20 protein-coding genes are annotated in these 22,888 nt (G+C 66.4%); 15 read left to right on the top strand and 5 right to left on the bottom strand.

Annotated features, from left to right (window positions below):
• Positions 1-88: 88 nt before the first annotated feature.
• Together Ani05nite_RS25315 and Ani05nite_RS25320 are read right to left on the bottom strand one after the other, a co-directional pair.
• On the bottom strand, positions 89-868 hold the full coding sequence (locus tag Ani05nite_RS25315) for a phosphotransferase family protein (RefSeq protein WP_203772183.1): 780 nt from the start codon (positions 866-868) through the stop codon (positions 89-91).
• A 296-nt stretch (positions 869-1,164) separates the two neighbouring features.
• Positions 1,165-1,698 (bottom strand): NUDIX domain-containing protein, encoded by a 534-nt coding sequence (locus Ani05nite_RS25320; protein ID WP_239130605.1) that lies wholly within the window; start codon positions 1,696-1,698, stop codon positions 1,165-1,167.
• A 95-nt stretch (positions 1,699-1,793) separates the two neighbouring features.
• Here Ani05nite_RS25320 and Ani05nite_RS25325 point away from each other — a divergent pair, with 95 nt between their 5' ends.
• From Ani05nite_RS25325 to Ani05nite_RS25355, 7 genes are all read left to right on the top strand, one after another.
• The gene (locus tag Ani05nite_RS25325; protein WP_203772185.1) at positions 1,794-2,612 is read left to right on the top strand and encodes a hypothetical protein; all 819 of its coding nucleotides are present in this window, start codon (positions 1,794-1,796) and stop codon (positions 2,610-2,612) included.
• A gap of 375 nt (positions 2,613-2,987) precedes the next feature.
• Positions 2,988-4,502 carry a DUF2397 family protein gene (locus Ani05nite_RS25330; protein ID WP_203772187.1) on the top strand — a complete coding sequence of 505 codons (1,515 nt, stop codon included), beginning with the start codon at positions 2,988-2,990 and terminating at the stop codon, positions 4,500-4,502.
• Positions 4,499-5,800 carry a DUF2398 family protein gene (locus Ani05nite_RS25335; RefSeq protein WP_203772189.1) on the top strand — a complete coding sequence of 434 codons (1,302 nt, stop codon included), beginning with the start codon at positions 4,499-4,501 and terminating at the stop codon, positions 5,798-5,800. Before Ani05nite_RS25330 ends, Ani05nite_RS25335 begins: the two co-directional genes overlap by 4 nt.
• Entirely contained in the window at positions 5,793-11,222 is a 5,430-nt protein-coding gene (locus tag Ani05nite_RS25340) for an SbcC/MukB-like Walker B domain-containing protein (protein WP_203772191.1), read from the top strand. The genes Ani05nite_RS25335 and Ani05nite_RS25340 overlap by 8 nt, the downstream gene beginning before the upstream one ends.
• Positions 11,219-12,382 (top strand): DUF2399 domain-containing protein, encoded by a 1,164-nt coding sequence (locus Ani05nite_RS25345; protein ID WP_203772193.1) that lies wholly within the window; start codon positions 11,219-11,221, stop codon positions 12,380-12,382. Before Ani05nite_RS25340 ends, Ani05nite_RS25345 begins: the two co-directional genes overlap by 4 nt.
• A 206-nt stretch (positions 12,383-12,588) precedes the next feature.
• A complete protein-coding gene (locus tag Ani05nite_RS25350; RefSeq protein WP_203772195.1) occupies positions 12,589-12,786 on the top strand; it encodes a hypothetical protein in 198 nt (65 codons plus the stop codon).
• Complete coding sequence (locus Ani05nite_RS25355; RefSeq protein ID WP_203772197.1) at positions 12,783-13,046, top strand: hypothetical protein; 264 nt, start codon at positions 12,783-12,785, stop codon at positions 13,044-13,046. Before Ani05nite_RS25350 ends, Ani05nite_RS25355 begins: the two co-directional genes overlap by 4 nt.
• Positions 13,047-13,188: 142 nt before the next feature.
• Here Ani05nite_RS25355 and Ani05nite_RS25360 read toward each other — a convergent pair whose 3' ends face one another.
• Complete coding sequence (locus Ani05nite_RS25360) at positions 13,189-13,452, bottom strand: hypothetical protein (RefSeq protein ID WP_203772198.1); 264 nt, start codon at positions 13,450-13,452, stop codon at positions 13,189-13,191.
• A 201-nt stretch (positions 13,453-13,653) separates the two neighbouring features.
• Between Ani05nite_RS25360 and Ani05nite_RS25365 the strand changes: the two genes are divergently transcribed.
• From Ani05nite_RS25365 to Ani05nite_RS25375, 3 genes are all read left to right on the top strand, one after another.
• On the top strand, positions 13,654-14,997 hold the full coding sequence (locus Ani05nite_RS25365) for a hypothetical protein (RefSeq protein ID WP_203772200.1): 1,344 nt from the start codon (positions 13,654-13,656) through the stop codon (positions 14,995-14,997).
• 420 nt (positions 14,998-15,417) lie between these two features.
• Entirely contained in the window at positions 15,418-15,630 is a 213-nt protein-coding gene (locus Ani05nite_RS25370; RefSeq protein WP_203772201.1) for a helix-turn-helix transcriptional regulator, read from the top strand.
• Positions 15,631-15,824: 194 nt separating this feature from the next.
• Positions 15,825-16,631 carry a hypothetical protein gene (locus tag Ani05nite_RS25375; RefSeq protein ID WP_203772203.1) on the top strand — a complete coding sequence of 269 codons (807 nt, stop codon included), beginning with the start codon at positions 15,825-15,827 and terminating at the stop codon, positions 16,629-16,631.
• A gap of 54 nt (positions 16,632-16,685) precedes the next feature.
• Here Ani05nite_RS25375 and Ani05nite_RS25380 read toward each other — a convergent pair whose 3' ends face one another.
• Positions 16,686-17,729 (bottom strand): phosphotransferase, encoded by a 1,044-nt coding sequence (locus Ani05nite_RS25380; protein ID WP_203772205.1) that lies wholly within the window; start codon positions 17,727-17,729, stop codon positions 16,686-16,688.
• The gene (locus tag Ani05nite_RS25385; protein WP_203772207.1) at positions 17,722-18,600 is read right to left on the bottom strand and encodes an aminoglycoside phosphotransferase family protein; all 879 of its coding nucleotides are present in this window, start codon (positions 18,598-18,600) and stop codon (positions 17,722-17,724) included. Before Ani05nite_RS25385 ends, Ani05nite_RS25380 begins: the two co-directional genes overlap by 8 nt.
• Before the next feature lie 420 nt (positions 18,601-19,020).
• Here Ani05nite_RS25385 and Ani05nite_RS25390 point away from each other — a divergent pair, with 420 nt between their 5' ends.
• The 5 genes from Ani05nite_RS25390 to Ani05nite_RS25410 all read left to right on the top strand — a co-directional run bounded on the left by Ani05nite_RS25390 (position 19,021) and on the right by Ani05nite_RS25410 (position 22,548).
• Positions 19,021-19,464: a hypothetical protein gene (locus tag Ani05nite_RS25390; protein ID WP_203772209.1), complete on the top strand. Its 444-nt coding sequence runs from the start codon at positions 19,021-19,023 to the stop codon at positions 19,462-19,464.
• Between the two features lie 123 nt (positions 19,465-19,587).
• Positions 19,588-20,406 (top strand): MFS transporter, encoded by an 819-nt coding sequence (locus tag Ani05nite_RS25395; protein ID WP_203772211.1) that lies wholly within the window; start codon positions 19,588-19,590, stop codon positions 20,404-20,406.
• Complete coding sequence (locus Ani05nite_RS25400) at positions 20,367-20,951, top strand: MFS transporter (RefSeq protein WP_203772213.1); 585 nt, start codon at positions 20,367-20,369, stop codon at positions 20,949-20,951. Before Ani05nite_RS25395 ends, Ani05nite_RS25400 begins: the two co-directional genes overlap by 40 nt.
• Positions 20,948-21,541, top strand: a complete 594-nt coding sequence (locus Ani05nite_RS25405) for a hypothetical protein (protein ID WP_203772215.1) — start codon at positions 20,948-20,950, stop codon at positions 21,539-21,541. Before Ani05nite_RS25400 ends, Ani05nite_RS25405 begins: the two co-directional genes overlap by 4 nt.
• Before the next feature lie 263 nt (positions 21,542-21,804).
• On the top strand, positions 21,805-22,548 hold the full coding sequence (locus Ani05nite_RS25410) for a hypothetical protein (protein WP_203772217.1): 744 nt from the start codon (positions 21,805-21,807) through the stop codon (positions 22,546-22,548).
• Positions 22,549-22,888 lie beyond the last annotated feature (340 nt).

Here is a 22,888-nt window from a genome sequence, read left to right on the forward strand (position 1 = left end):
CTAAGGAATGCCGGTCCCTTCCGATAGTGATCACGCTACGCCCTCCGCCGTGAAGGGGTCCGTCCAATGCCGTTAACTAGAACGTCCGTTACACGTTCCGCCCGCGGTGAGACGACCACGCGGCGAACCAGGAGGCGAGATCGCGCATCCAGGCGGCGCTGCTCTGCTGTGACTTACGCGCCCACTTCTCGGCGTTGCCTGTCACAAACAGGTCTACGACCTCGGGGTCCGTGTCAGCCCAGGTCGGGTGCTGTGCCAGCCACTGTTCGGCCTGTAACGGGGTGTGACCACTACCGATCAGCCAGGGGGCGAGCATAGCGAGTTCCAGCCACGGCGCGGCCTGGGTGGTGAACGCCCAGTCCACGACGCGTAGGCCGTTGGCGGTCACGATCAGGTTGGCCGGGTTCAGGTCGGTGTGCACGAGCGTGTCGCCGTGCAACTCCGGATGGTCGAATCCGAGTCGGGCGTGCGGGCGCAACCACGGCCCGTCCGGAGCGGGTTGGTCGGCGAGCTCGGACAGGGCCGCGGTGAGCAGGGGCAGATCGGGGCTGCCCGGTGACAGATCGCCGGGTCGGCCGTCACAGTGCTCGAACCCCGCCACCAGCCAGCCGTGTGCTTCGAGGTCCCAGAGCACCGCCGGGGCGTAACGCCGGTTGACGTTCCGGTTCGCCTGCACCTCGTAGCGCAGTGACCGCACGCCCAGCGGTGACGAGGCGCCTTTGACGAAGATCGGTCCACGCGGCCCGCTTAAGCTCACGGCGAGCTCGGCATGATCGCCGGTAGCCGCCGGGAAGACTTTGGAGCCACCGGCCCGCCGCAGGATTTCCTGTGCCACTACAGGCGGTACCGCGGTCCAGCCACGAGTCATCCGTCATTCCTTTGTGTGAGTCGACACCCTTAGCCTGATCCGGGTTGTCGAGGTGGCCTGCCGCTCAGCGCAGGGACGCGGCGCCAGCTTCTGCGTCCTACCGTGCATTTCGACAACCGGGGGAGGGCACCCCGCTATGACGCTGAAACAACTGCGCGACTCCGACCTGACACCGGTCCAGCAGACTCCGCTGTCGTACCCGCGCAGCTGCGCCGTAAGGTACCGCGATGCCGGCGGAGCTTCATCGGGCTCGCGTCGAGCCGGAGGGCCCAGCCCCGCTCGGCTGAGCACATCTCCTAACGATCGATGACGGGCTGGCCCATGCCCCGTGCTCCCGTGCTCACCTGCTCCACGTACGTGCCGTTGTGCAGATAGGCGACACCGCCGGACGTCCGCGCGGCCAGGGCAGCTTCCACCCGGTCGGCCGTATTGGCCGTGAACCGGTCCCGCAACTGGGAGCATTCGACGAACTCGACCGCGTCCAACTCTTCGGACTGCAGCTCGATCCCCGATAGGTCGGTCAGGACGCCCCCGTCGAACACGTAGCCGAACCACGCCTTGCGGACGGCGTTCGGAGCCACCCAATCCATCACCAGCAGCCGGCCCAACGCCACCTCAACCCCGAGCTCTTCGGCAATCTCTCGAGCGCAACACACGTGCGGCGGCTCGTCGGCCTCCATGATGCCGCCCGGCACGTTCCACCACGTCCGATAATTCGGCTTCACCGCCAGTACCGCAGTGCCCGCAGGATTGGTGATCAACGCGCTCGCCGAGGACAGGAAACTCGGCAGAGTCGCGTACCACTGTGCCGGCTCCAACCATTTACCCACGCCCGTGACGCTACGCGTTGCGGCAGGGGGAGGTTCGGTTGCAGACCGCGCGCCGGTCCGGACTGTCGGCAAGCGGAATGCCCATAATGTTCGGTATGGCGGGTGTGAGTGATACGAGGCAGGCCGATCCCGCGGAGCGTGGCAGCCCACAGCGGACCTGGCCGCCGAAGAGTGGGGGCGTTCTCCTCATCGACCTGGAGAACATGATCGGCCGCAATGCCAAGTCCAGCGTCCTGGCCGCACGCATCCCGGTGCTGATCGACCGGGCCGGGCCCACCGTTACGGCGGTCGCCGCGTGCGCCGGCAACCGGATCACCCCAGCCGGTATGAAGATCCTGAAGGACAACGGCATCGAACTGCTCACCGTGGATTGGTCGAAGGACGCCGCCGACGACGCGCTGCTGGCCGAAGCGCAGCGCAGGGCGGACGCCGGGTGCAGCCGGTTCGTGGCCGCGTCTAACGACAGCCGGTTCGCTCGGCTCGCCGATCTCGGCGACCTGGAGGTCCTGATCTGGGCGACGCAGAAGCCCCGCACGGCCTACATCGAGCGTGCTGTCCAGGTCTACCGGTTGCCAGTCCCCGCAGCGGCCTCCACCGTAGCGAGCACAACGCCGAGGAAGGCGCCAGCCGACCCCTCCGGAAAAGCCGGCGCCGTACGCGAAAGCCGTAGGCCCGTGTCCGCCACAACCAAGGTCATTCCGTCGACGCACAACGCCGCGCCCGACACGAGGTCTGAGCGGCCCGCTTCGGACCACCCATCAGTGCTGGCGCCATGGGGCTTTGCCATGCCACCGGCGGCCCGGCCGGTACTGGCGGGCGTGGGCGTGCTCGTCGCCGGGCTTCTCTTCGGTACCGGTGCAGCGCTCGGTGAGCTGACCGTACGCCATCTGCACCGCCAGCTCACCCTTCGTTGAATTCAGCGCTCCGAGGCCGGGGCCGTGCCGCGGTCCCCGGCCAACCAGAGATGCCGAAGACCGTTGACAGGATCGAATCCTTCGGTGCATTCGGGCAGGTCAATCACACTTCAAAATGCACGCGCCCGGCCGGATGATCTGCTTCTCGAACGGACTCGCCGCGCCCGTACCAGCCAACGAATTAGCACGTCCGTTCCACAAGGGAGGACGCGCTGCCGTGATCTTGGAAACCACTTACCTCGGGCTCGCAGCTCCCTGACCTGCAGTTTCTGATATCGCAGTATTCGCTGGGATAGCACATATGTACGTAGCCACATTTTTGTCGTACCCACCTGCCAAACTCCTGCCCGAATCAGAAACACCTTGGGGAGGATCATGAACGCGGACTGGTGGCGGGGCATCGAGCCGGATATGTGGAGGTTTGCCGGGGAGCCTCGTGGTGACGCCCGCGAAGACTACGCGGCTGTCCTGTCTGCGTTGCTCCGGCTCAGCGGCACCTCTGCGATGTCCACCATGCAGGACATCGCGGCGCAGATGGCCCAGGAGGGCTATCAGGAGCCGATGACCTCGGAGCTTCTTCGCGATCGCCTGGACGAGCTGGTTCAGATGCGGCTTGTTCTGGTGTTCCTGAGCCCGACGGCAGCGCGAGAGGATTTGCGGGACGGCAACCGCAGACAGGAAGCGTGGTCGCTCAGTAAAAAGGGCCGCATTATCGTGCGGTCGGTCCGGGATGCAATTAATGATCTTAACCGTGTGCTCGCCCTGCCGCCGCGTTTAATCGATTCTATCCAAGAAACGTTGCGTCAGCTGCTCCTGCACTTTCACGACGAGCCAATGCGGCTGGCATTGGATGTTGCGGCGGTGCGGTCACATGTCGCGCAGCTCCTCAATGCTGCTGGTGACTACTACGAGGCGACTCGCATGCTCAACCAGCACGACGTCACCGATGATGAGGTGTTCGGCGAGAGCCGGCGCCGGATCATGACGGTGCTGCGGCAGTTCGTTCAGCACACGCAAGCGGCGCTCGTTCCCCTACGGCGCAGTTTGGACGACGTCCGCCTGACGGGGTACGACGTCATTGCCGAGGCCGCCGCTCCGGGCGCCGGCGCAGTGTTCGCTGACACCACAGCCTGGGTCGATGACGCAGTGACGCAGCTGAAAAGTCTGGACGCATGGTTCGTGCAGGGCGGCAACATCGACAAGATCATCGACTCGGCGAACTTTGCCATCGACGCCCTGCTGTCTGCCATCATGCGTCGCTACCATGCCGCCCACCGCGCGAGTGATCTTGCCGCGGACTTCCGGCAGCTGGCCTACATGATTCACGCCCAGGAGAACGACTCCGACGCGTATGCGGTGTTCGCCGCGGCGACGGGGCTGTGGGCCGCTCAGCATCCCCGAGGAAGCAGCGACGAGGACGACGTGCGTCCGGTGGAATGGTCCGAGCACACACTCGGCATTGCCATGCCTGTCGTGCTCGGCCGTCGGCCGGCCACGACGACACCGGGCCCACGCGCCGCCCGGCAGCTGGAGAATCTTGCTCTCAAACGAGAGGCAGAAGAGCAGGCGGCCCTGGCAGAAATGGCGCGTTGGGCCGACTTGTCTGCCGGCTTGGTGACCCCAGGGATCGTGAACCTGGACTTCTTCACCGGCGTCGACGACGAGCACCTCGAGATCCTGGTCGAGCTGATCGAAGAGGCGATGGACAGTTTCGACCCCGATCTTGGGTACGGAGAGGCGTTGACTTTGCGATGCCGGCTTCGGCTAGCCCCGGGCCGGCCCGGTGTCGTGCACCGCGTGCTTGCGGGTGATGGCTTCCTCACAGCGCCCGACGTCCTGATCGAAATCTCACAGATCGACCATCAGCCCAGGCTGGCAGGCACGCGATGAACGACTTGGATACCGCGTTCGACCTGCCCGAAGATCCCCAAAGCAGCGAGCTGACGCCCATCATCTCGGCCCTTCTGAAAGAGCCGCTGCTGACCGAGGAGTCGAGGCCGGACATCTACCGGCTGGCTCGGCACCGCGACAAGGAGCTGCTTGGCTGGTTCCAGAGCAACGCGGGGTGGCACGTCAAGACATCGGAATTTGGGCGCTTCATCAGGCTGTTCAAACGCCGGCAGGAACCACCGCGTGACCGCTGCGTGCTCGCCGGCCCCGGTGGTGGCCCGTCATCGCCGCTGGTCCTGGTGTTGCTCAGTTTGATCGGAGAGCAGTTGTGGCGTCGACCTATGGCCACCTACGGCGGCCTGCAACGCGAAGTCATTCGAGTGTGCGCCGGCGAGTCAGCGCGAGATGCCCTGCCCGCCTTCAAAGTTGTCGCCGAAGCTGGCGAGTCGAAGGCTCGCGCCGACCAGCACCGGCGGGCGTTCGTCGAAGCGCTGGAGCTCCTGCGGCATTGGCATGTCATCAGCACCGATCGACCCCTGACGGCCGACGAGCATGCCGCCAGCAACGACGTCGTGATCACTTGTGACCCGGAACGGCTGAACGACTTCCTCGCGGTAACAGCCCTCTCCCAGATGCCTATCGACCTCGATCAACCGAAGACCCACGTCGCCGTCCTTTGCCAAGACCAGCAAGACCTGCCTGAGCACGCCTCCGAGAGCCAGCAGGACTTACAGCGACGCCACCGGGCGCTGCGGGCCGTACTCGACGACGCCGCCGTAACGCTCAACCACGAAGGCCCAGTGGCCCGCTATCTCTCCACGTCGGGTGGACGGCGGCAGGCCCTGCAGACCGCGATGGTGGCCGGACTCAACTGCTTCGTACGGCGCGATGTCTGGCTCACCTGCGACGCTGACCAAGCAACGACGGATCTGGAATTCCCGCACACTCAGTCCATCCGAGGACAGGCGGCACTCCTGATCGTGCACTGGCTCCGGGCCCACAGGCCCGAAAGCGTTCAAATTGAGCAATGCGTAGCCGTCATCGAACAAGCGATGTCCGCTCACAGTGACTGGGCGAGAAGCCACCGCGCCGCCGGCTCGATCCAAGCCCTGACCAAGGACGCGCTGGTCACTCTGGAACGGGCCGGTGTTCTCGCTCGCCGAGCCGACAATCCCGCCGAGTGGGTTCCCACCGGCGCTCACTTCTTCTGGCAGGTCCGCCTCAGCAGCCCTGAGCGACAAGCAGCGACGCCCCCCATCGCGGACGACCTTTTCACACAGGACGGTAGCCATGACTGACCAGCTCAAGCCGCCCACAGAGGTCACCTTGTTCGACGGGCTCAACACCGCTCGCCCACTGAATGTCGACGCCGAACCAGGCGCGACCGGCCGCTGGCAGCCGGTCCGGGCCGGAGTGGTGAACTCCTGGGCATGGATCGACGAACAATTTCTGTTCCGCGACGGCTGGACAGCCCTCGTCGGCCCTAACGGATCCGGCAAGTCGCTCACCAGCGGCGGTTGGGTTCCGACCATGCTCGACGGCGATGTGCGCCCGGCGGCCTTGTCGATGTCACAGCGCGCCAGTGGCACCCTGGCCGATCGCCATCACAACCGCAACCCGGATCGCGAGAAGACGGGTCTCTGGTGGCTGGAGTTCGGCCTTCGCGGCACCGACGAGGCGACGCAGTGGTTCACGCTCGGCTTGTGGATCAGGTGGCGCGGCGCTAACGCCGACCGACTGGAACAGGCATGGTTCACCGTGCCCGCCCGAGTCGGTAGCGAGCTCATTCTTCAACGTGACTCCGTACCGGCCGACATCGACGGACTCACCGAGCAGCTCACCGCACTCAACGGGCAGCTGTTCACCTCGCACGACCGTCTCCTGAAAGCCGCCAACCGGCAGCACACCAGCGTTCACGACGACTCGGCCTATGCCGAGGCCGTGCGTACTCAGCTATTCCCCATGATCGACGGCGATCAGATGGACGCGATGACCAGTGTGCTGCGGGCGCTACGCAGCGTGCGCGTCAACGACCGGATGACGGCGAACGAGATGCACAGCACTCTGACATCTGCACTGCCGGCCCTTCCGTCGCAATACACCGGGCTGCTGGCCAACAACCTCGGTCAGCTCGAGGACCTGCAAGGCAAGCTCGACAAAGCTGGTCACGAACGCGACCTGCTGGTTCGGCTCTCCCGCTTGTACGTCCGCTATGCCGACAACGCCGCAGCCGTCATCGCTTACGCCGTATTGGCTGCTGCTGCCGAGGTCCAACGAGCCGAAAAAGCGGCCGCCGACCTGGAACGTGAAACCGGTGAGGAAAAGCGCCGACAAACCGCGGCGGACGAGGCACACCGCGAGGCCGAGCAAGAACTGGCGAAGCTCCGCATCAGCGCCGAGGTGCTCAAAAACCGAACGCAAGGTCATCCGGGCGCACACCTGCCTGCGATGACCGGAATGGTCAAAGCCGCCCAGGAGACAGCAAGACTCGCCGCCTCCCATGCAGATCAGCGGCTTCAAGAGTCCGGTCGCGCCCGAAAAGAGCAAGACGAGGCCACTGAGGTTTTCACGACGAACGCCCGGCACGTGTCGACGCTTGCCAACAAGACACGCGAGCACGCCCAGGTGGTCAAGGCCGAGGCCTTCTGCGAACCCATACGACAAGTAACCACCCTGCTGACCTCAGGGCTCGATCAGGATGCGCACCTTGAAGCAAACGGCATTCCCGCTGCGGCCGAGGCGGTGTCCACCTGGGTCCATCAGCGAGAAACCACGATACAAAAGATCCACGCAGCGAACTCCGAGGTCGAGGCCCGTCAACGCGCACAAGACCAGGCTGAAGGCAGACACCACACGGCCGCGACAGAACTCCGCGACGCTCAACAGCAGGTCGAGGCAGACCAGCAACTCGTCGACACGCAAGACGCCGACGCCCAGCGAACGCTGGAAGAGTTCAACACTGAGCACGGCGCCGTGCTGGGCCGCGTCCCGATGGTCTTGCTGGCCTCGATACCGCTGAACCCCGGCGAGGTCAGTCGATGGGCAGATCAAGCACTCAACAAAGCCATCGGCGAGATCAACCTCGCAAAAGTCGAAGCCGACGCAGCAGCAGCTACTCGCCGCGCAGACTTGGCAGCACAACTGCTCGTGGCCGCCGAGGCCGACGCGGCCCGAGCGGTCGACGCTGCACAACGGTCAGGAAGCCAACTCACCGCGACACTCGCAGACCTGCCGGACGCCCCGTCGACGACAATCCGATGGGCCACCACCCTCCAGGACGCTGCAGTCACCGACGACTTCGAACAACCCACCGGCGACGATCAGGCCATCACCGACGCGGACGAGCGCGCACGGGCGCTGCGGCGGGCCAGCGACGACATCGGTGAAGCGCAAGGCCATCAGCACCGCGCGGACGAGGACGCCGCCCATGCCGGTGCCACGGCAGAGAACCTTTCGCAGGCCAGTGAGATCCATCGGCGGCAGCTGACCCGGCGCGACGACGAGGTCGCAGCATTCCTGGGTCAGGTTCAGCAGTGGACGTCCGGCCTGCGCGTCCTCGTGCTCGAACCTGATGAGATACCGGACCTTTCAGCCGCCCGCGATGGTGACCTCTCCTCCCACGCGCTGCGCGTGGCCGACGCCCAGAGACGCGCAGAACCTCCGCTGCGGGACCGCATCATGCACGCCGAGCGCGCCGCCGAGCAGCTCGGCGTCGAACGTAACCAACTGCTCGTCAAGATCGCTGAACGGGAAACCGGCCAAGCGACGCCGCCTGCGCCGAGCTGGAGGCCCGACCGATCTAGCCGACAAGGCGCGCCATTCTGGGATCTCGTCGACTTCGCGCCATCAATCACCGAGGACCGCCAAGCCGCAATCGAAGGTGCCTTGCTGGTCGGCGGACTCCTAGACGCCTGGGTCGACCCCCACTGCGTAAACGCTGACCCGGGCGACACCTTGCTTCGGCCAGCTCCGGCAGTGAGCGGGCCCAGCCTCGCTGATGTTCTCGTGGCGCACCCGAACGCCGAGACCAACGCTGAACACATCGAGCAGATCCTGCGCGGCATCTCGCTGAGCGCTCCGACAATCGACGGAACCGTTTTAGCCGCAGACCAGTGGCACACACCCTGGCTGACAGCAGCGGCGCCGGCAGGATGGCAACCCCAATACATCGGCGCAGCCGCACGCGCCGAACGGCAACGCCAGGAGCTGGAACAGCTACGCGCGCAGCTTGCCGAGCTGGAGCCGCGAGTTATGGCAGCATCGGACAAGGTCGTCGAGCTGCGAGAGCTCCTTGCCGTTCTTGGCCAGGAGGCGCATCTGCCGAACTTCGACAGCCTCGTACGCGAGCGCGACCAGCTAGTCGCGACCAACGCCGCAGTGGTGGCCGCACAGTCGGCCAACCGCGACGCCACGACGCGGGCCGGCATCAGCGCCAAGAAAGCCGAGGACGCTTGGCAGACGGCAGCCGCCTCGTGTGCAACCGCTCGCGTTCCGGTCGACGCCGCCGCCATCGAAGCGGCCGCCCGAGCGTGCGCGACGGCGATCCGGCACCTGCACGAGAGCCGGACCGTGGTCCAACTTCTCGTCGCCGCCCAGTCGGCCAACCACGACGCCACGACGCGGGCCGGCATCAGCACCCAGAAAGCCGAGGACGCTTGGCAGACGGCAGCCGCCTCGTGTGCAACCGCCCGCGTTCCGGTCGACGCCACCGCCATCGAAGCCGCCGCCCGAGCGTGCGCGACGGCGATCCGGCAGCTGCACGAGAGCCGGACCGTGGTCCAACTTCTCGTCGCCGCGATGACCAGCCGCACTGCTCAAATCGGCGAGAAGGCGGCACTCGATTCCGAACTTGACGCCGCGCAGCTCGCCCTGACGGCGGCAGAGCAGCGCGACCGGCAGGTCCGTTCCAGTCGAGCAGCACTGCCCCATTTCACCGAGCTGGAAGCCGGTCTCCAGGAGCTCGCCGCCTCGGAAGTGCGCAAGGAGCAGGCCGAAGCAGCCGAACGGCGAACCCGTGGCGACTATGAACAAGCCCGCACGGCGACCGACCTTTCCCGCACCGAGCGCCGACGGGTGGCTACCACCCAGGACGGTCGCCAGCTACCGGTAGAACGTGATGCCCTGGACCACTTCAGGGCAGATGTCCGGCGACTGGCCGCCTCGTGTGCTGCGTGGGTTCAGAGCAGTGAGCGGCTGCAGCTGGAACGCGGCCACGCCCAGAAGGCTGTAGTCGCGGCAACCGAGGCCCTCCGCCAAGCCAAGCGCGCCGAAGTTGAAGCCCAGAACAGACAAGAAGCCGCCGACGCTAAGCAGTACCAGCTCGATGAGGAAACCAGGCTCTACGAGAAGCCCTATCGAGACATGCTCGAAGAGCTCCGCATTAACGGCGAAGCCCAAGAGGAACTCGGACGGCAGTCCGAGCGTCACCGTGAACTGAGGCGCGCCGCAGAGATTCTGCTGGGCCGTCTCGAAGAACGAGCGACGACGACCGCGACCGTACTCAACGCAGCCCACGAGGATCGGCGCATCGCCGACGAGCAACTCAACGAGCTGTTCGACCACAACATGATCGCCGACATCACCGACGGCGACAGCTACCAACGCCCAGCGGACTCACAACAGAGCAGCAAGCTCGCACAACGGTTGACACGGCACAGCAATACTGAGCACGCCCGCGACCAACTCAAGCGTGAGGGCCACCTGCTCAACACCGAACTGCGCCGGGTAGCCGAGGTGTTCCTCCGTATGGGCCGTCACATCATCGACCAAGAATTCGGCACCGCCGGCCTGCGGCGAATCGTGCTCGCTGAGAGCGTTACCGCCGCGGACACCGGTAACGGCAAGTCGCTCAAGCAGGCTGTCGACGAGATCAGCGACCGGCTCGAACGTCTACAGAACGACTACGACGAGCAGTTGCGCAAAGAGATCAAGGGATCTCTGCTCGAGCAGCTCCGCGGTCAGATCCTCACCCGGATCCAGCTCGCTGACGACATCGTTAAAGGCATCTCTAAAACGCTCAAAGGAGTGAGGACCGGCGTCGAGAACGTCGGCGTCCGCATCGCGTGGGACCGCCGGACCGACGATCCCGAAGCTGTGGAAGCGCTCTACCACATCGAAAAGCCCAACGCCGACGGCAACTACGACGACATGTACAACTTCTTCACGACGCGGCTGAGGACCGAGTCCGGCAATGAGACGACCGCCGAGCGGATCGCCCGCGTCTTCGACTACCGCAACTGGTTCGCCTGGAAGATCGAAGTCACCCACAAGGCTTTCTCCGACGACGCCCACCCCGGAGAAGTCTTCAAAGAGATCACCAGCCGCAGAAACCCGCTCGATACCTTGTCCACCGGCGAGAAGCGCCTCGCCAGCATGCTGCCGCTGCTCGCCGCCATCCGTTCCTTCTACGCGACCCCCGGCCACAACGGCCCTCGGCTCGCCTATATCGACGAACTTGACGCGGCGTTGGACAAAACCAATCTACGTATGCTCCTTCACCTTCTTCGCGACTGGGACTTCGATGTCATCTCCACACTTCCCAGCATGAACAAACTCCTCGTGCCCGAGGTGCGCTCGACCGCCATCCACAAGATCATCAAGAGCTCGGGCGGCAACCGGTTCAGCATCCCGTACATCTGGGACGGGACCGGGTTGCCCCAAGCTGTACGCATCGCTGTGCCAGGAGCCAACGCCAGCGACGAAGGCGGCCCCGCCGCATGAGCGACCTGAACGACCCTCACCTCTTGCCCCTGTGGCACGCCATCAAAAGCAGGCTGATCGATACCGGTGACCTCACGAAAATACGCACCGTCAGAGTCGAGCTGAGCACCGCTGGGCTTGCCCGGCTAAACGGATGGTTCGCCCAGAGCCGAGCCGCCAGGCTGTCCGCCAGCAATGGTTGGGTGAGAGTGCCTCTCGACAAACTTGCAGCAGCTCTGGGTCCCGAGACCGATCTCCACACCATCCTGCAAGACACTGTCGGACTGCCCGACGTCGTCCAGCCACGACGTCGGCTGCGAACAATGAAGGCTGACTTCTGGACCTCTGCTAAACTTCGCCTGCCCAAGACCCCCGCCTTGGTTCATTACCTGAGAAGCGGTGGGCTGACCGACACTACCCTCGAACAGCGCGGACGCTTAATCAACGCGCTGTCGCGCGCCCACGACGCGCTTCCCCTGCGGCGGCCCGTCCCGCTGCCGAGACTCGCGTATTACTGCGCGGCGGATCCCCACTACTTCGACTTCAGCCATCCGGGGAACGGCTCCAAGCTCGTCCTCCTTGCTGCCGAACTTCTCGGTGAGGAGCCCGCGGTCGCCAGAACCCCGCTCGAACGCTTCCACCTGCTGACACGCTGCGGCATTGTCCCCGACCGCATCAGCAGTACCGTGATTGTGCTTGGCGTCGATGCCGTCGGGCAGGGCCAGATCGACAATGTTATGCGCCAGGCACGAGCTGCACCTCGACCACTGCATCTCAGCCTGCACGATCTGACGATGAACCCACCGAAATTCTCCAACGCCGAAACGGTCCGCGTGGTCGAGAACCCGTCGGTTCTGGAAGAAGCGCTAATTCGCCGCTACCGTGGACCGCTGGCCTGCACCTCCGGCACGCTGTCCGCCGTCGACCACTGCTTCCTCCAAAAGCTGGTCGACGACGGAGTCCATATCGTCTATAGCGGTGACGAGGACCCCTCTGGCAGATTGATCACTCAGGCGGTCCATAACCGCTACGGCGCAGAACCCCTAATTTTCAGGTCCTCGCCAGAGAGTGAATTTGCTGGCGATTCTCCAATCTATCAGGAAGACCACCGCATCCTCGATGCGCTTCTCAGCGTGGATTCCAATGACCCACTTCGAGAAAGTCCGCAATGGACGCTTTAGTAGGCGGCCGCCCGTTCGCGGATTTCGTCCTGCCGGCAAGGCGCCGCGATGCTCAGTGGCGATCTGGAATCGAGTATTCAACTGTCGCGGATTGCCTTCGTCGTACCCTTCCGAACAGGTCAGCAGGCGAGGCGGTGAAGGGCGTAGCGCCCGCATACGGCGATCTACCTTGCACTGCGACCAATCGGGAGCAGGGGCCAGCGGCGATGACGCTGGAGCAACGACGCGGAACCACCCTGACGGCGGCACAGCACACCCTGCTCGCCTACATCCACGGCTGCGCCACCGTCTCGGAAGTCAACGCCCAGCCGCCGGGGTGGGCGTTCCGCTCCACCTGGCACCTGCTCGCCGCGCACGGCGCGTTCTTCACCGCCGCTCGGCGTCCGATCGAGTGCCTAAGTTGACCGACCGGCTGTACTACGGCAACGCCGCGACAACGGCGGCCACGTACGCCGCCGAGGGTCCGCTGTACGCCGAGGGTTTCGCTACCGCCACCGTAGGGAGCCGGCAGCTGTCTTTGGCCCACGGTTGGTGCGTCACTGCGGACGGGACCGTGGTCGATCCCACCTGGGACTTCGATCCGAGCACGGTCTACTTCGGCATCGTCTTCCGGGAGCCGACAATGTGGCCGTACGACGGCGGACGGCGTGCTCACCGAACCTGATCGGCTGCTCCCGCTGCTGTGCGACGGCCTGCCCGCGGCCTCGCCGACCAGCTGCCAGGGGTGAATTTACCGCGCCTGGTGTCCTGGTCTGCCGGCCCGGTCCTTCTCCGGCGTCATGGTGGCTGCGGTGCACCATGGGGCCCTACCGGTGGCGGCGAACGGCGTCGTAGGCGCGCCGTGCACTCAGCATCTGCCCGAGCGCTTCGTGCAGTTCCTGCAGCACCTGCACGTCTTGCACCTGCCACTCCCGCACGTCGTGAGCGCTGCGGCCCGGATCGACCGGCACCCCGCGGGCGATCACTGTGGCAAACGCGCTCACGTAGCGGCGCGCCGCCGCGACGTACGTCGTACGCGCCAGCGGCTCCTCGCGCTCAGGCCGGGTCGATCCCACCAGCGGATCGTACATGTGTTCGAAGTCGTCCCTGGTGAAGGTCTCACCCGGGCTCTCGTTCAGCGCGAGGATCGCCTCTGTGCGGCCGATGCGGGAGGGGCCGGTGCGTTGGGCCGCCGTCGCAGCACCCCGTTTACGCGCCGCGGGGGCGCGGGGAATTTACTTGTCCGCTCTTCCGTGACCAGCGAGAATGCGCACCGAAGAAACGGATGGGACATGGGTGACTCGCTAGTCGAACGGCTGGGCCAGGGGCAAGCGGAGGATCTGCTTACCCACCCGGTTCACCGGTGGGCCATCGGAAAGCTGGTCGAGCTGGTACGCGAGCTTCGGCAATGCGGGTCGCCGGAGGACGCTTACCACTTCCAGCAGCGCCTGCTTGACCTGTTGCTGCAAGTAGAACAAGACCGCGGTGCCGTCAGCAGAGCCCGCAAGATGCTGCGCAAGAAACCGGGCAAGATCCCGAACCATGCTCCTGAACTGCGCAGCGGACTCGATCCCCTCGATCTTTACTCATGGGAGCTTGAGTACGAGGTGTTCGAACGGGTCTGCCGCCAGCTGCGTACCGTCGGCGACGGTCTGGCCTGGCGCATGTTCGGCTACGAACGCAACATCATCTTCGCGCTGTCGCGCAGCGACCCAGCTGGGCCGATGTTCGACAAAAAGGGACTCGAGCGGGAGCGCGAGATCATCGCGGAAGCTTGGCGGGACAACGGCGAGTTCGTGCTGCACCACGACTCGACCTCTGCCCTGCGTATCGGCGACCTCAGCATCTTCGGCAAGGACGGCGGGGTCCTGCTGCGCGAGATCAAGACCAACGATCGGTATCGCGACAAGGCGCAGGATCAGAAGATCCTCGACACTGTCAACGCCTTGATCAACGGCGGCCCGCTGGCGGCCGGCGGCTATACCCTGGTTCCGTCCAACGTCGCTTATCGAGCCAACATGAAGGGCTTGCGCGAGATCTTGATTCTCGCCCATAAGCGGGGTATCCAGGGAGCCCAGCTTCCCGGACGACGGGCGATCGTGGCGGTGAATTTTTCCTCTGCCCCCGACCACTTCTCGCCTCATCAGTTCAACGCCCGCTTCGCAGCTGAGACCAAGCGGCAACAGCGCCGGGCCGCGATCCGCTCGGAACACCACATCATCGCGCTCAACAGCGTGGACCGAGCCGCCCGGTCACCGGCCGAGCCGCCCTGGGCGATCTACCCGATCGAGCCGGAACTAGCCGTCGGGCTCATCACCGACGTGATTTTCTACACCGTCTGCATGGCCCCGGAAACTTTGCTTGACGCGCTCGCCAAAGTCGGCGTTCAAGGCCGCTGGCTTCAACAGCTGAACGGCACCGAAAACCCGGCGAAGCCGCTGCTGCAGGTGTCGATGCGTACCGGCAATAAGCTGAGCTACACCAGCATGAACGTCATCGAGCTGGCCCGGCTGTTGATCGAGCTAGTAGACCTACCCACCTGGTGCCAGCATCTATCGGTGCTGTTACAGGCGGACCTGCCCGCCGGGACCCGGCCCTGGACCTACTTCGCCGGCGAGAACAACGTCTGGTGCTGAACACCGCACACGCCGGTCAGCACACGGAAGCCCGAGTCGTCGAAGCCAGGCCTTATCTGCCCGTCGTGCTCGTCCTGCCTGTCGCCCCGGCGTTGCTCGCCATCGCCTACGCAGACTTCAATGTCCCGGAACCCATCCGGAGACCACGGCGGCAGGCATGGGGTGGGCAAGCCCTGTCGGCACGGCAAGCCGCGCATCAGCTGACCTACCGCCGTCATAGCTGCGCTAGGTTGGCCTGCCGAATTCACCGGAGCTCGGTCACGTCCCCGCCGAAGCTGATGGTGCAGGTGGGCACGGGACTCGACGGCGCCTGGAGCAAGGTCCGGAATCGCTGCCAACGCGTCTGCGCAAGCCCCGACCAAGCGCCTGGATGTGCGATACGCGGTTGGCTGCTACTAGTCTAGAGACTAGGATTGTCGCATGACGGGTCGAAGTATTCGACTGTTGGGCGCCCACGAGATCCGCATCCGACTCGGCGGGGTGAGCCGGCAGCGGACCTACCAGATCACCTGCCGCGATGATTTCCCCCGGCCTGTTGCTGACCTGGCGCAAGGAAAGGTCTGGTTCGCGGAGGATGTCGACGACTGGATCAGAACGCACCGGCAGCATCAAGCGGCTGTCGCCGAACCGTGACCCCTTCTTCGCAGCACGTCGAACGAGGATCCGTTGTCCCGGCTCGTGTGGTGTGAAGTTCCGGTCGAGCGCAGGTCGTGCGGCCAGCTCGGGGCGCACTGGCGGGTACGGTAGTCGCGCTGTCGCTGAGGTCACTCGGTGTCGCGACTGGTGAAGAAGCGAGCCGTGCCGTGCGGTCGGCGAAGGGAGCAGTCGTGGTGATCGTACGTACGCGCTACGAGTCTTTGCCGTTGACGGTGCGGTCGCTGATCGAAGAGTCCACCGGGTCGGTCCTCGCCGTCGAACCGGTTGAGGGTGGTCTCAACAACGCGCTCTCGGCCAGGTTACGTACCGCCGGTGGGGAGTTCTTCGTCAAGGGCTTGCCTGCTGATCACCGCTGGGTGTGGACACAACAGCGCGAGGCAGATCTCGCTCCGCACCTGAAGTTCGTGGCGCCGTCACTGGTGACGCACGTTGTCGCTCGGGGCTGGGACGTCCTGGTGTTCGCTGCGGTGACGGCCCGTCCCGCCGACTATCGGCCGGGTTCGCCCGACGTGCGAGTGGTCGCCGGTCTGCTGCAGCAGCTCGCCACGATCGCGGCGCCGCCGCTGGAGCTGCGTCGCGCCGAGCAGCGGCTCGCCGCCTACGTCGAGCGGCCCGACGATGCAGCCTTGTTCGCTGGCGACGCGTTGCTGCATACCGACTGGAACAACACCAACGTCTTGATCGGCGAACGGACCTGGCTGGTCGACTGGGGGTGGGCCACCCGCGGCGCAGCGTGGCTCGACGCCGCCTACTGGATCATCTGGCTGATCGCCGCCGGCCACCAGCCCGACGCGGCGGAAGGCATCGCCGCGCGGGTGCCGGCGTTCGCCGTGGCGCCGATTGCTGCAGTGACTGCATTCGCGGAGGCGAACGAGCGGCTGTGGGCGGAAACCGCCGGCACTGGCGTTGACGAGTGGACGTCGCGCCTGCATAAGGCCAATCAGGCATGGGTCCGTCACCGACACGACGTGCGTTGACCCCGTCCATGCCGGCTCGACGGCGGCAGTCGGAGCCCGCGTCGGGAGGCTTATTCAGCGTGGAGCCGTGCTCGCGGTGAGCGCGGTGTTGACTGCCTCGGTGCGGGTGAGCCACCACCGCAGTAGCCGTCCGTCGGAGAAGAGCAGGTGATCGCAGCCGCGGTCGTGCTGCTCGTAGTGCAAACGCAGTTGCCAGGTGCCTGTGAGCAGGTGCCACCAGCGGCGCTGCGAGGCATCGAGTAACTGCTCGTCGCTGATCGAGCGGCGGGTGCGGTAGCCGTGGATGAAGGCGGCGATGCGGTCGAGGTCGAGGGCGCCCGTGCCGGTGTCGGTGAACCAAATTGTCGCAGTCCGTACGATCTCGGCGGCGTAGCCGCGCGTTTCCAGCCGATCCCAGTCAAGGATCGCGCTCACCTGAGCAGTGCTCGGGTCAATGAGGATGTTCAGCGGCTGCAAGTCCCCGTGCGTCCACCCGGCCGGTCCGATCTCTCCGGCGGGTGGCTGACGGTCTGCGACACGGTCCAGCAGAGCGTGCCGCTGGCGGATCTCGCGGCGGGCCAGCTCGTCGAAGTTGTCCCCTGCGCTGCTGGCGGCCCGCGCGTAGTTCTCCAGCCGGGCCCGGGCCTCCCCGACCCCGGTCGGACGGTCGAGCAGCCGTTCAGGCGCCTCGGGCAAGACCGACGCGAGGGCGTCGTGCAGCCGGCCGATCAGCTCGCCGAGCTGCGCGCACGCCGTCATCGTGAGGTCGTGGCCGTGGAGGTGGGTACCGGGCAGCCAATCGCTGGCGGAGTACCACTGGCCGTTGAGGCCCAGCACCGTGTCGCCCTGGGTGGTGGTGCGGGGCAGCGGGACCGGAATGCCGTGCTCGGCGAGCCGAGGCAGGACCTGGTGGACGTCGCGCACTGTTTCTGCAGGCCGATCGTGGAGCTGTTTGATCGCATAGCTGCCGGTGGTGGTTGTCATCCGCCAGTTCGGGTTCATCAAACCTTGGGGGATCTGCTGGCACGACAGCACCCGGCCGAGTCCGAACCGCTCCGCGATGCACCCGGCGAGGGGCGCCGCGAGGGTGTGGTCCGGCATCGACGCGGCCTCAGTCACGGCCTGCGGTCCGGCGTAGCCCGGTGATCGCGTCAGCGATTTGGTCGTCGAGCCACTGCCGGTGCTCGTGGTCGTCGACCATGTCGAACAGAGTTTGGTAGAGCCGCTGCTCGCGGGCGAGCCACAGCACCCGCATCGCCCGGTAACGGTGCAGCGATCCGCCGGCCTCGGCGATCTGGGCGCACCGCTGCTCGGCGCGCGGGTCGTGGCGGCCCAGCCACAACCCGAGAAGCGCAAGGTCAGCGCCGGGCGGATACATGCCGGCGAACTCGAAGTCGATGAAGATCAGCGTATGACCGGCACCGGCCAAGGCGTTGCTGGCCAACGGATCGCCGTGGCCGAAGACCAGCGGAGCGCTGGCAACCGCTTCCAGTAGCGGTTGCTGAACGTCGTTGGGCAGATCCCCGGCCGCGGCGTAGCGGCGGATCCGTGCCGGCCAGTCGGTGGCGGGCACGCTCAGCGGTCCTGGGGGAGGCTGCCACGCCGCGAAGCCTGTCAGCGCGTCGATCATGGCTGTCACGGTGGGCTCGGCCAGCAGGGGTGGGTATCGGTCTGTGTTCGGGGACGCCCCGGGCAGCCGCTCAATGATCAGCAGACGCTGGCTGGCGTATTGGAGTTGCGGTACCGGCCATGGTGGCGGCGTGGCCTCGAACGCTCGGTAGGCGCTGACCTCGTGCGCGAAGCGTTTGACCCAATGCCGCTCGGAACTGGTCAGCTGCTTGGCGACCACGTCACGACCGCGCCAGCGGCCAGCAGTGGTGACGGCCTTGTCGGTTCGTCGCAGCTGCTCGCCCGGCTGCCAATCGGGCAGATGATCGACGGTGTCAACGTCGGCGGAAACCTGACTCGAAGAGCTGACTGTCTCGTGCACACGACCATCCTGCTGACCGGCGAAGCAATGGTCGAGGACCCGGCGAGCCCGAGTGAACCGCGCCGCTTGACGAGTCGGCGCCGAGCGCGCCGCTGATGCCTTGGTACGCCGGACCGCGGCTGCCGACCGGGCATCGCGCCACGCTTGCGCGTGCCGACCCGGTCGAGGATCACCGCGTTGCAGGACAGCCCAAGACAGCTACGGACAGCTATATCGCGGAGCTCTGAGCAGGCAGGGTCGTCAAGGAAGCGATACCCAGCCCGGCACCCGTCTCGACCCGCACCGTATCCAACGGCGCTGCTCCCGCCGAGACGGCGGACACCTGTCGGTGCGGTCGCGGCCGGCTCAGGTGACGCCGTCACCGATCACTGCTCGTGCCGCGGCTTCGGAGACCACCATCCCTCCCGGAAAGAGGCAGCCATGAACAACACCCTCGCTCGTGCCGCCGCCGTTGCCGCCGCCGCGCTGGGCCTGACCTTCACCGTGGCCACGCCCGCGCTGGCCAGCGCCGACAAGTGCAAGGGCGACGCCTACGCCAGCTGCGTGGCCGTCAACGGCACCAAGCTCCACGTCAACTCGATCAAGAGCCGCGTCGCGCTCTACGCCAAGACGTGCCGGTACGGCCACAGCCAAGTGCTGATCAACGGCAAGCACTACGCCGACTCCAACGGCGGCAACGACAAGGAGTACTGCTCCAAGTCGATCTTCGGTGCCGAGGTCACCACCGGCACCTGGAACGTCAACCGCAACTACGCCAAGGGCACCAAGATCTGCTCCAAGTTCTGGCGCTACACCGGCGCGACCGGGCCCGGCACGTCCAACGGCTACTCCAGCTACGGCACTGCCTGCGCCACCATCGGCTGAACCGCACGGCTGACCGCAGCGGCCGGTGATGCCGCCGGCATCACCGGCCCCCGAGCCGGCACCGCACGCGAGGTCCTTTCTGCTGCGCCGTAACCCCACCTTCCCCTCCGTGGAGTTCTTTCCATGACCATCGCCCTCAGTCCTGAGTCCAGCACGAGCATCGGTGTCTCCGAGGTGCTGCGCCGCTACCGACTCGCGATCAGCCTGATGTTCGCCATCGCCGGCATGACCATCGGCACCTGGACCGCTCGGATCCCCACCATCCAGCACAACATCAAGATGGCCGACGGCAAGCTGAGCATCTGCCTGCTCCTCCTGGCCGCCGGCGGCCTGCTCGGCATGCGCGCCGCCGGCCGGCTCATCGACCGGCACGGCAGCACTACGGTCATGGTCCTCCCGTCACTGGCCCTCGGCGGGGCGCTCCTGCTCGCCGGCCACGCCCCAACGTGGACGACGCTGGCCGCCGCCCTGCTCACCTTCGGCATCCTGCACGGCACCCTCAACGTGGCGATGAACGCCGCCGCGGTCTCGTGCCAGGCCGCGTACGGCCGGCCGATCATGACCTCGTTCCACGCGCTGTTCAGCATCGGCGGTGTTGCCGGGGCACTGCTGTCGGCCGCCTGCGCCCATATCGGTCTCAGCGTCGCCGACGCCTTCGCCGCTGCCGCGGTCATGTCTACCGCTGCGGCCGGGTGGGCGATCCACCGCTTCATCCCCGCGCCTATTGTGAGCACCGACAGTCAGGAAGCCACCGCCACGGCGGCGCCGGCGCAGCGCCGGCCGCGAACCCGGATCCTGCTGCTCGGCCTGCTCGCCTTCAGCGCGTTGCCGAGGCCGATGTGCATGGCGGCGCCGCCGACTGGGCCAGCACCTACCTCACCCGCCTCGGCGCGACACCCGCCATGGCCGCCACCGCCTACGCCGCCTTCGCCGCGAGCATGACCCTCGGCAGGCTCGTCGGCGACCGGCTCACCGCCGCCGTCGCCCCCGCCGCCCTGCTGCGCGGCTGCGGCCTGATCGGCGGAGGCGGCCTCGCCCTGGGCCTGATCGGCGGCACCCCGCTCACTGCGATCGCCGGATTCGCCTGCCTCGGCGCCGGACTGTCCTGCGTGGTCCCGCTGCTCTACTCCACCGCAGGCGGCCTAGACCCGGCACGACCCGGCGCGGCGCTGTCACGCGTTGCTGCGCTGGGCTACCTCGGCTACGTCACCGGGCCGGCCATCATCGGCGGCGCCGCCATGCACATCGGCCTCGGCAACGCGCTGCTCATCCTCCCGGTCCTCGCGACGCTGCTGGTCATCGCCGCCCCCGTTGTGCACCGCAGTACCGGACGGCACCACCGACAGGCGAAAGCCCGCAGCAATACCACGCTCGCGCTGGCCTCGAGCGACGACACGACGCGCCCCACCGGCCAGGTTCTCACGCCTGAGTTCATCACCAACCGCATCGACCACCCGGTCACCGAGCTCGAAGGAGCACTGCGATGAACACCACCCTGACCCGCACCGCCACCACGGCCGTCGCCGACGCCGCCGCACCGCTGGCCCGGCATGACACGACGATCAGCGCGACCCGGGTGACGGCCCGGAAACGCCGGCGCACCCCGCTGCTGGTGATCTTCGCTGCCGCGGTCGCCGCGGCCCTGCCGCTAATGGGCGCCACCCCCGCGCAAGCCGCCACCTACCGAGACCCGACCCCCGGCTCGGGCAAGCTGTCGACCCTGGCCGCCTCCGGATGCAGGGCGTCCCCGTATTCGTTCCACTTCGACGGCTACGGCAGCCTGGCCTTCCCCGAAGACCCCACCGGCCAGTACAACTACTCGGTCACGCCGGTGCTCAAGACCACCAGCCAGTGCCGCGACATCAACGTCAAGAACACGACGCGAGGCAAGATCCGCGTCTGCGTGATGTTCGGCAAGACCAGCAACACCTGCAACTACTACACCACCATCGCAGCCGGCGCCTGGGCCAACGCGGCCACGAACGTCAAGGACGGCACGTACTTCCGGATGCGGGCCGGGATCTTGTACAACACCTCCGGCTGGGCCACCGGCGCGACCGGCGTGTCCGACTTCTGAGGCGGCGTACGCGCCAGCGGAAGTCCCCAGATCGGCGGCAGGGTGTCGTCGCGGTTCGCAGCGACACCCTGCCGTCCCACCGAAATGGCGGCCACCCGGCCCGCCATGGCCCGGACAACCGACCCACCTCTTCCGACGCCGACCAGCTCGACCAGCTCGCCGCCGCGGATCCACCCACCCGGCGGTGCCATCGGGCCACGACGCCGCCTTACCGCGATCACACACCCATCGGTAGAACCCACTCCCGGGAGGCACCCGCCACCATGCGACGACGCACCCTTACCGCCGGCACCTTCGCCGCAACCGCCGTCCTGGCCCTGACCGCTTGCACCGGCACCGAGCAGCGCGAGTCCCGCACGAGTACGCCACCGACGAAGACGCCCGCCGCCCAGCTCGCCGACGCCGCCAGCCGGCTCAAGAACGACACCTTCCAGATGATCATGATCGTCAAGATCGACACCACCGATGCCCGGCTCGACGGCGCCATGGACCCGGCGAAGAAGATCGGCGCCTTCACCGCCACGACCAAACGCGACGGCGGCACCTCGATCATCGAATGGCGCGTCCTGGGCGACGTCGTCTACCTCAAGACCAACACCCCCAGCCTGCCCGGCAGCACGAACAAGCCCTGGCGGCGCATCAACCAGGCCGAATCAGCCACCCTCGCCGAGGGCTTCGACGGCGCCAAGATGGCCAACCCGCTCACCCAAGCCACCAACGTGCAGCGGCCCAGCGCCCGCCACTTCACCGGCGCCTTCGCCACCGCCGCCGTCGCCAAGGCACTGAGCGTGCCGACCCCAAGCAGCGGCTCCAGCGCCGCACCGGCACCGACCGTGGCCTTCACCGCCGACCTCGACAACCAGGGCCGCCTCACCCGCTACCACCTCGACGTCCCCAGAACCAAAGGCGGCACGTACCCGCTAGACCTGACCTACTCCGACTTCGGCACTCCGGTCACCGTGCAAGCACCACCGGCAGAGCAGATCGCCGGTTCGAGCGGTATCTGACGGGACAGAGGCAGACGCGGCTCACCCTCGTGACGAGGTGGGCCGCATCCGCATGCCCTCGGGCAACACCTGCCGGCTCATCACTGACTGATAGGAATCCGAAGCGGCGATCATGCCGAGGTGACTAACGAAACGCCGTCGAGCATAGGTGAAGCTCGATACTGTCGAGGCAGGCGGAGTAGTGGTCGCTACAACGGTGATATGCATCCGGAGCCAGCTGTCGTCGCCGCCCACTGATGGCCGGTCCCGAAGGTATGTCGTACCCCTTCGATAGCCTGCGTGTCGCGGGGCAGCCGGGGATGCAACAACATCTGAAGCTCCTTGCACTGGTGCCGTGGCA

Source organism: Actinoplanes nipponensis (genome assembly GCF_016862275.1).
GTDB lineage: Bacteria > Actinomycetota > Actinomycetes > Mycobacteriales > Micromonosporaceae > Actinoplanes > Actinoplanes nipponensis.

Excerpts from the sequence above, each read along its gene's own strand:
- Ani05nite_RS25335 (WP_203772189.1), top strand. The coding sequence starts at position 4,499 with ATGAACGACTTGGATACCGCGTTCGACCTGCCCGAAGATCCCCAAAGC.
- Ani05nite_RS25330 (WP_203772187.1), top strand. The coding sequence starts at position 2,988 with ATGAACGCGGACTGGTGGCGGGGCATCGAGCCGGATATGTGGAGGTTT.
- Ani05nite_RS25370 (WP_203772201.1), top strand. The coding sequence starts at position 15,418 with ATGACGGGTCGAAGTATTCGACTGTTGGGCGCCCACGAGATCCGCATC.
- Ani05nite_RS25325 (WP_203772185.1), top strand. The coding sequence starts at position 1,794 with ATGGCGGGTGTGAGTGATACGAGGCAGGCCGATCCCGCGGAGCGTGGC.
- Ani05nite_RS25315 (WP_203772183.1), bottom strand. The coding sequence starts at position 868 with ATGACTCGTGGCTGGACCGCGGTACCGCCTGTAGTGGCACAGGAAATC.
- Ani05nite_RS25395 (WP_203772211.1), top strand. The coding sequence starts at position 19,588 with ATGACCATCGCCCTCAGTCCTGAGTCCAGCACGAGCATCGGTGTCTCC.
- Ani05nite_RS25340 (WP_203772191.1), top strand. The coding sequence starts at position 5,793 with ATGACTGACCAGCTCAAGCCGCCCACAGAGGTCACCTTGTTCGACGGG.
- Ani05nite_RS25360 (WP_203772198.1), bottom strand. The coding sequence starts at position 13,452 with ATGTACGATCCGCTGGTGGGATCGACCCGGCCTGAGCGCGAGGAGCCG.
- Ani05nite_RS25350 (WP_203772195.1), top strand. The coding sequence starts at position 12,589 with ATGACGCTGGAGCAACGACGCGGAACCACCCTGACGGCGGCACAGCAC.
- Ani05nite_RS25365 (WP_203772200.1), top strand. The coding sequence starts at position 13,654 with ATGGGTGACTCGCTAGTCGAACGGCTGGGCCAGGGGCAAGCGGAGGAT.
- Ani05nite_RS25405 (WP_203772215.1), top strand. The coding sequence starts at position 20,948 with ATGAACACCACCCTGACCCGCACCGCCACCACGGCCGTCGCCGACGCC.
- Ani05nite_RS25345 (WP_203772193.1), top strand. The coding sequence starts at position 11,219 with ATGAGCGACCTGAACGACCCTCACCTCTTGCCCCTGTGGCACGCCATC.
- Ani05nite_RS25400 (WP_203772213.1), top strand. The coding sequence starts at position 20,367 with ATGGCCGCCACCGCCTACGCCGCCTTCGCCGCGAGCATGACCCTCGGC.
- Ani05nite_RS25410 (WP_203772217.1), top strand. The coding sequence starts at position 21,805 with ATGCGACGACGCACCCTTACCGCCGGCACCTTCGCCGCAACCGCCGTC.
- Ani05nite_RS25390 (WP_203772209.1), top strand. The coding sequence starts at position 19,021 with ATGAACAACACCCTCGCTCGTGCCGCCGCCGTTGCCGCCGCCGCGCTG.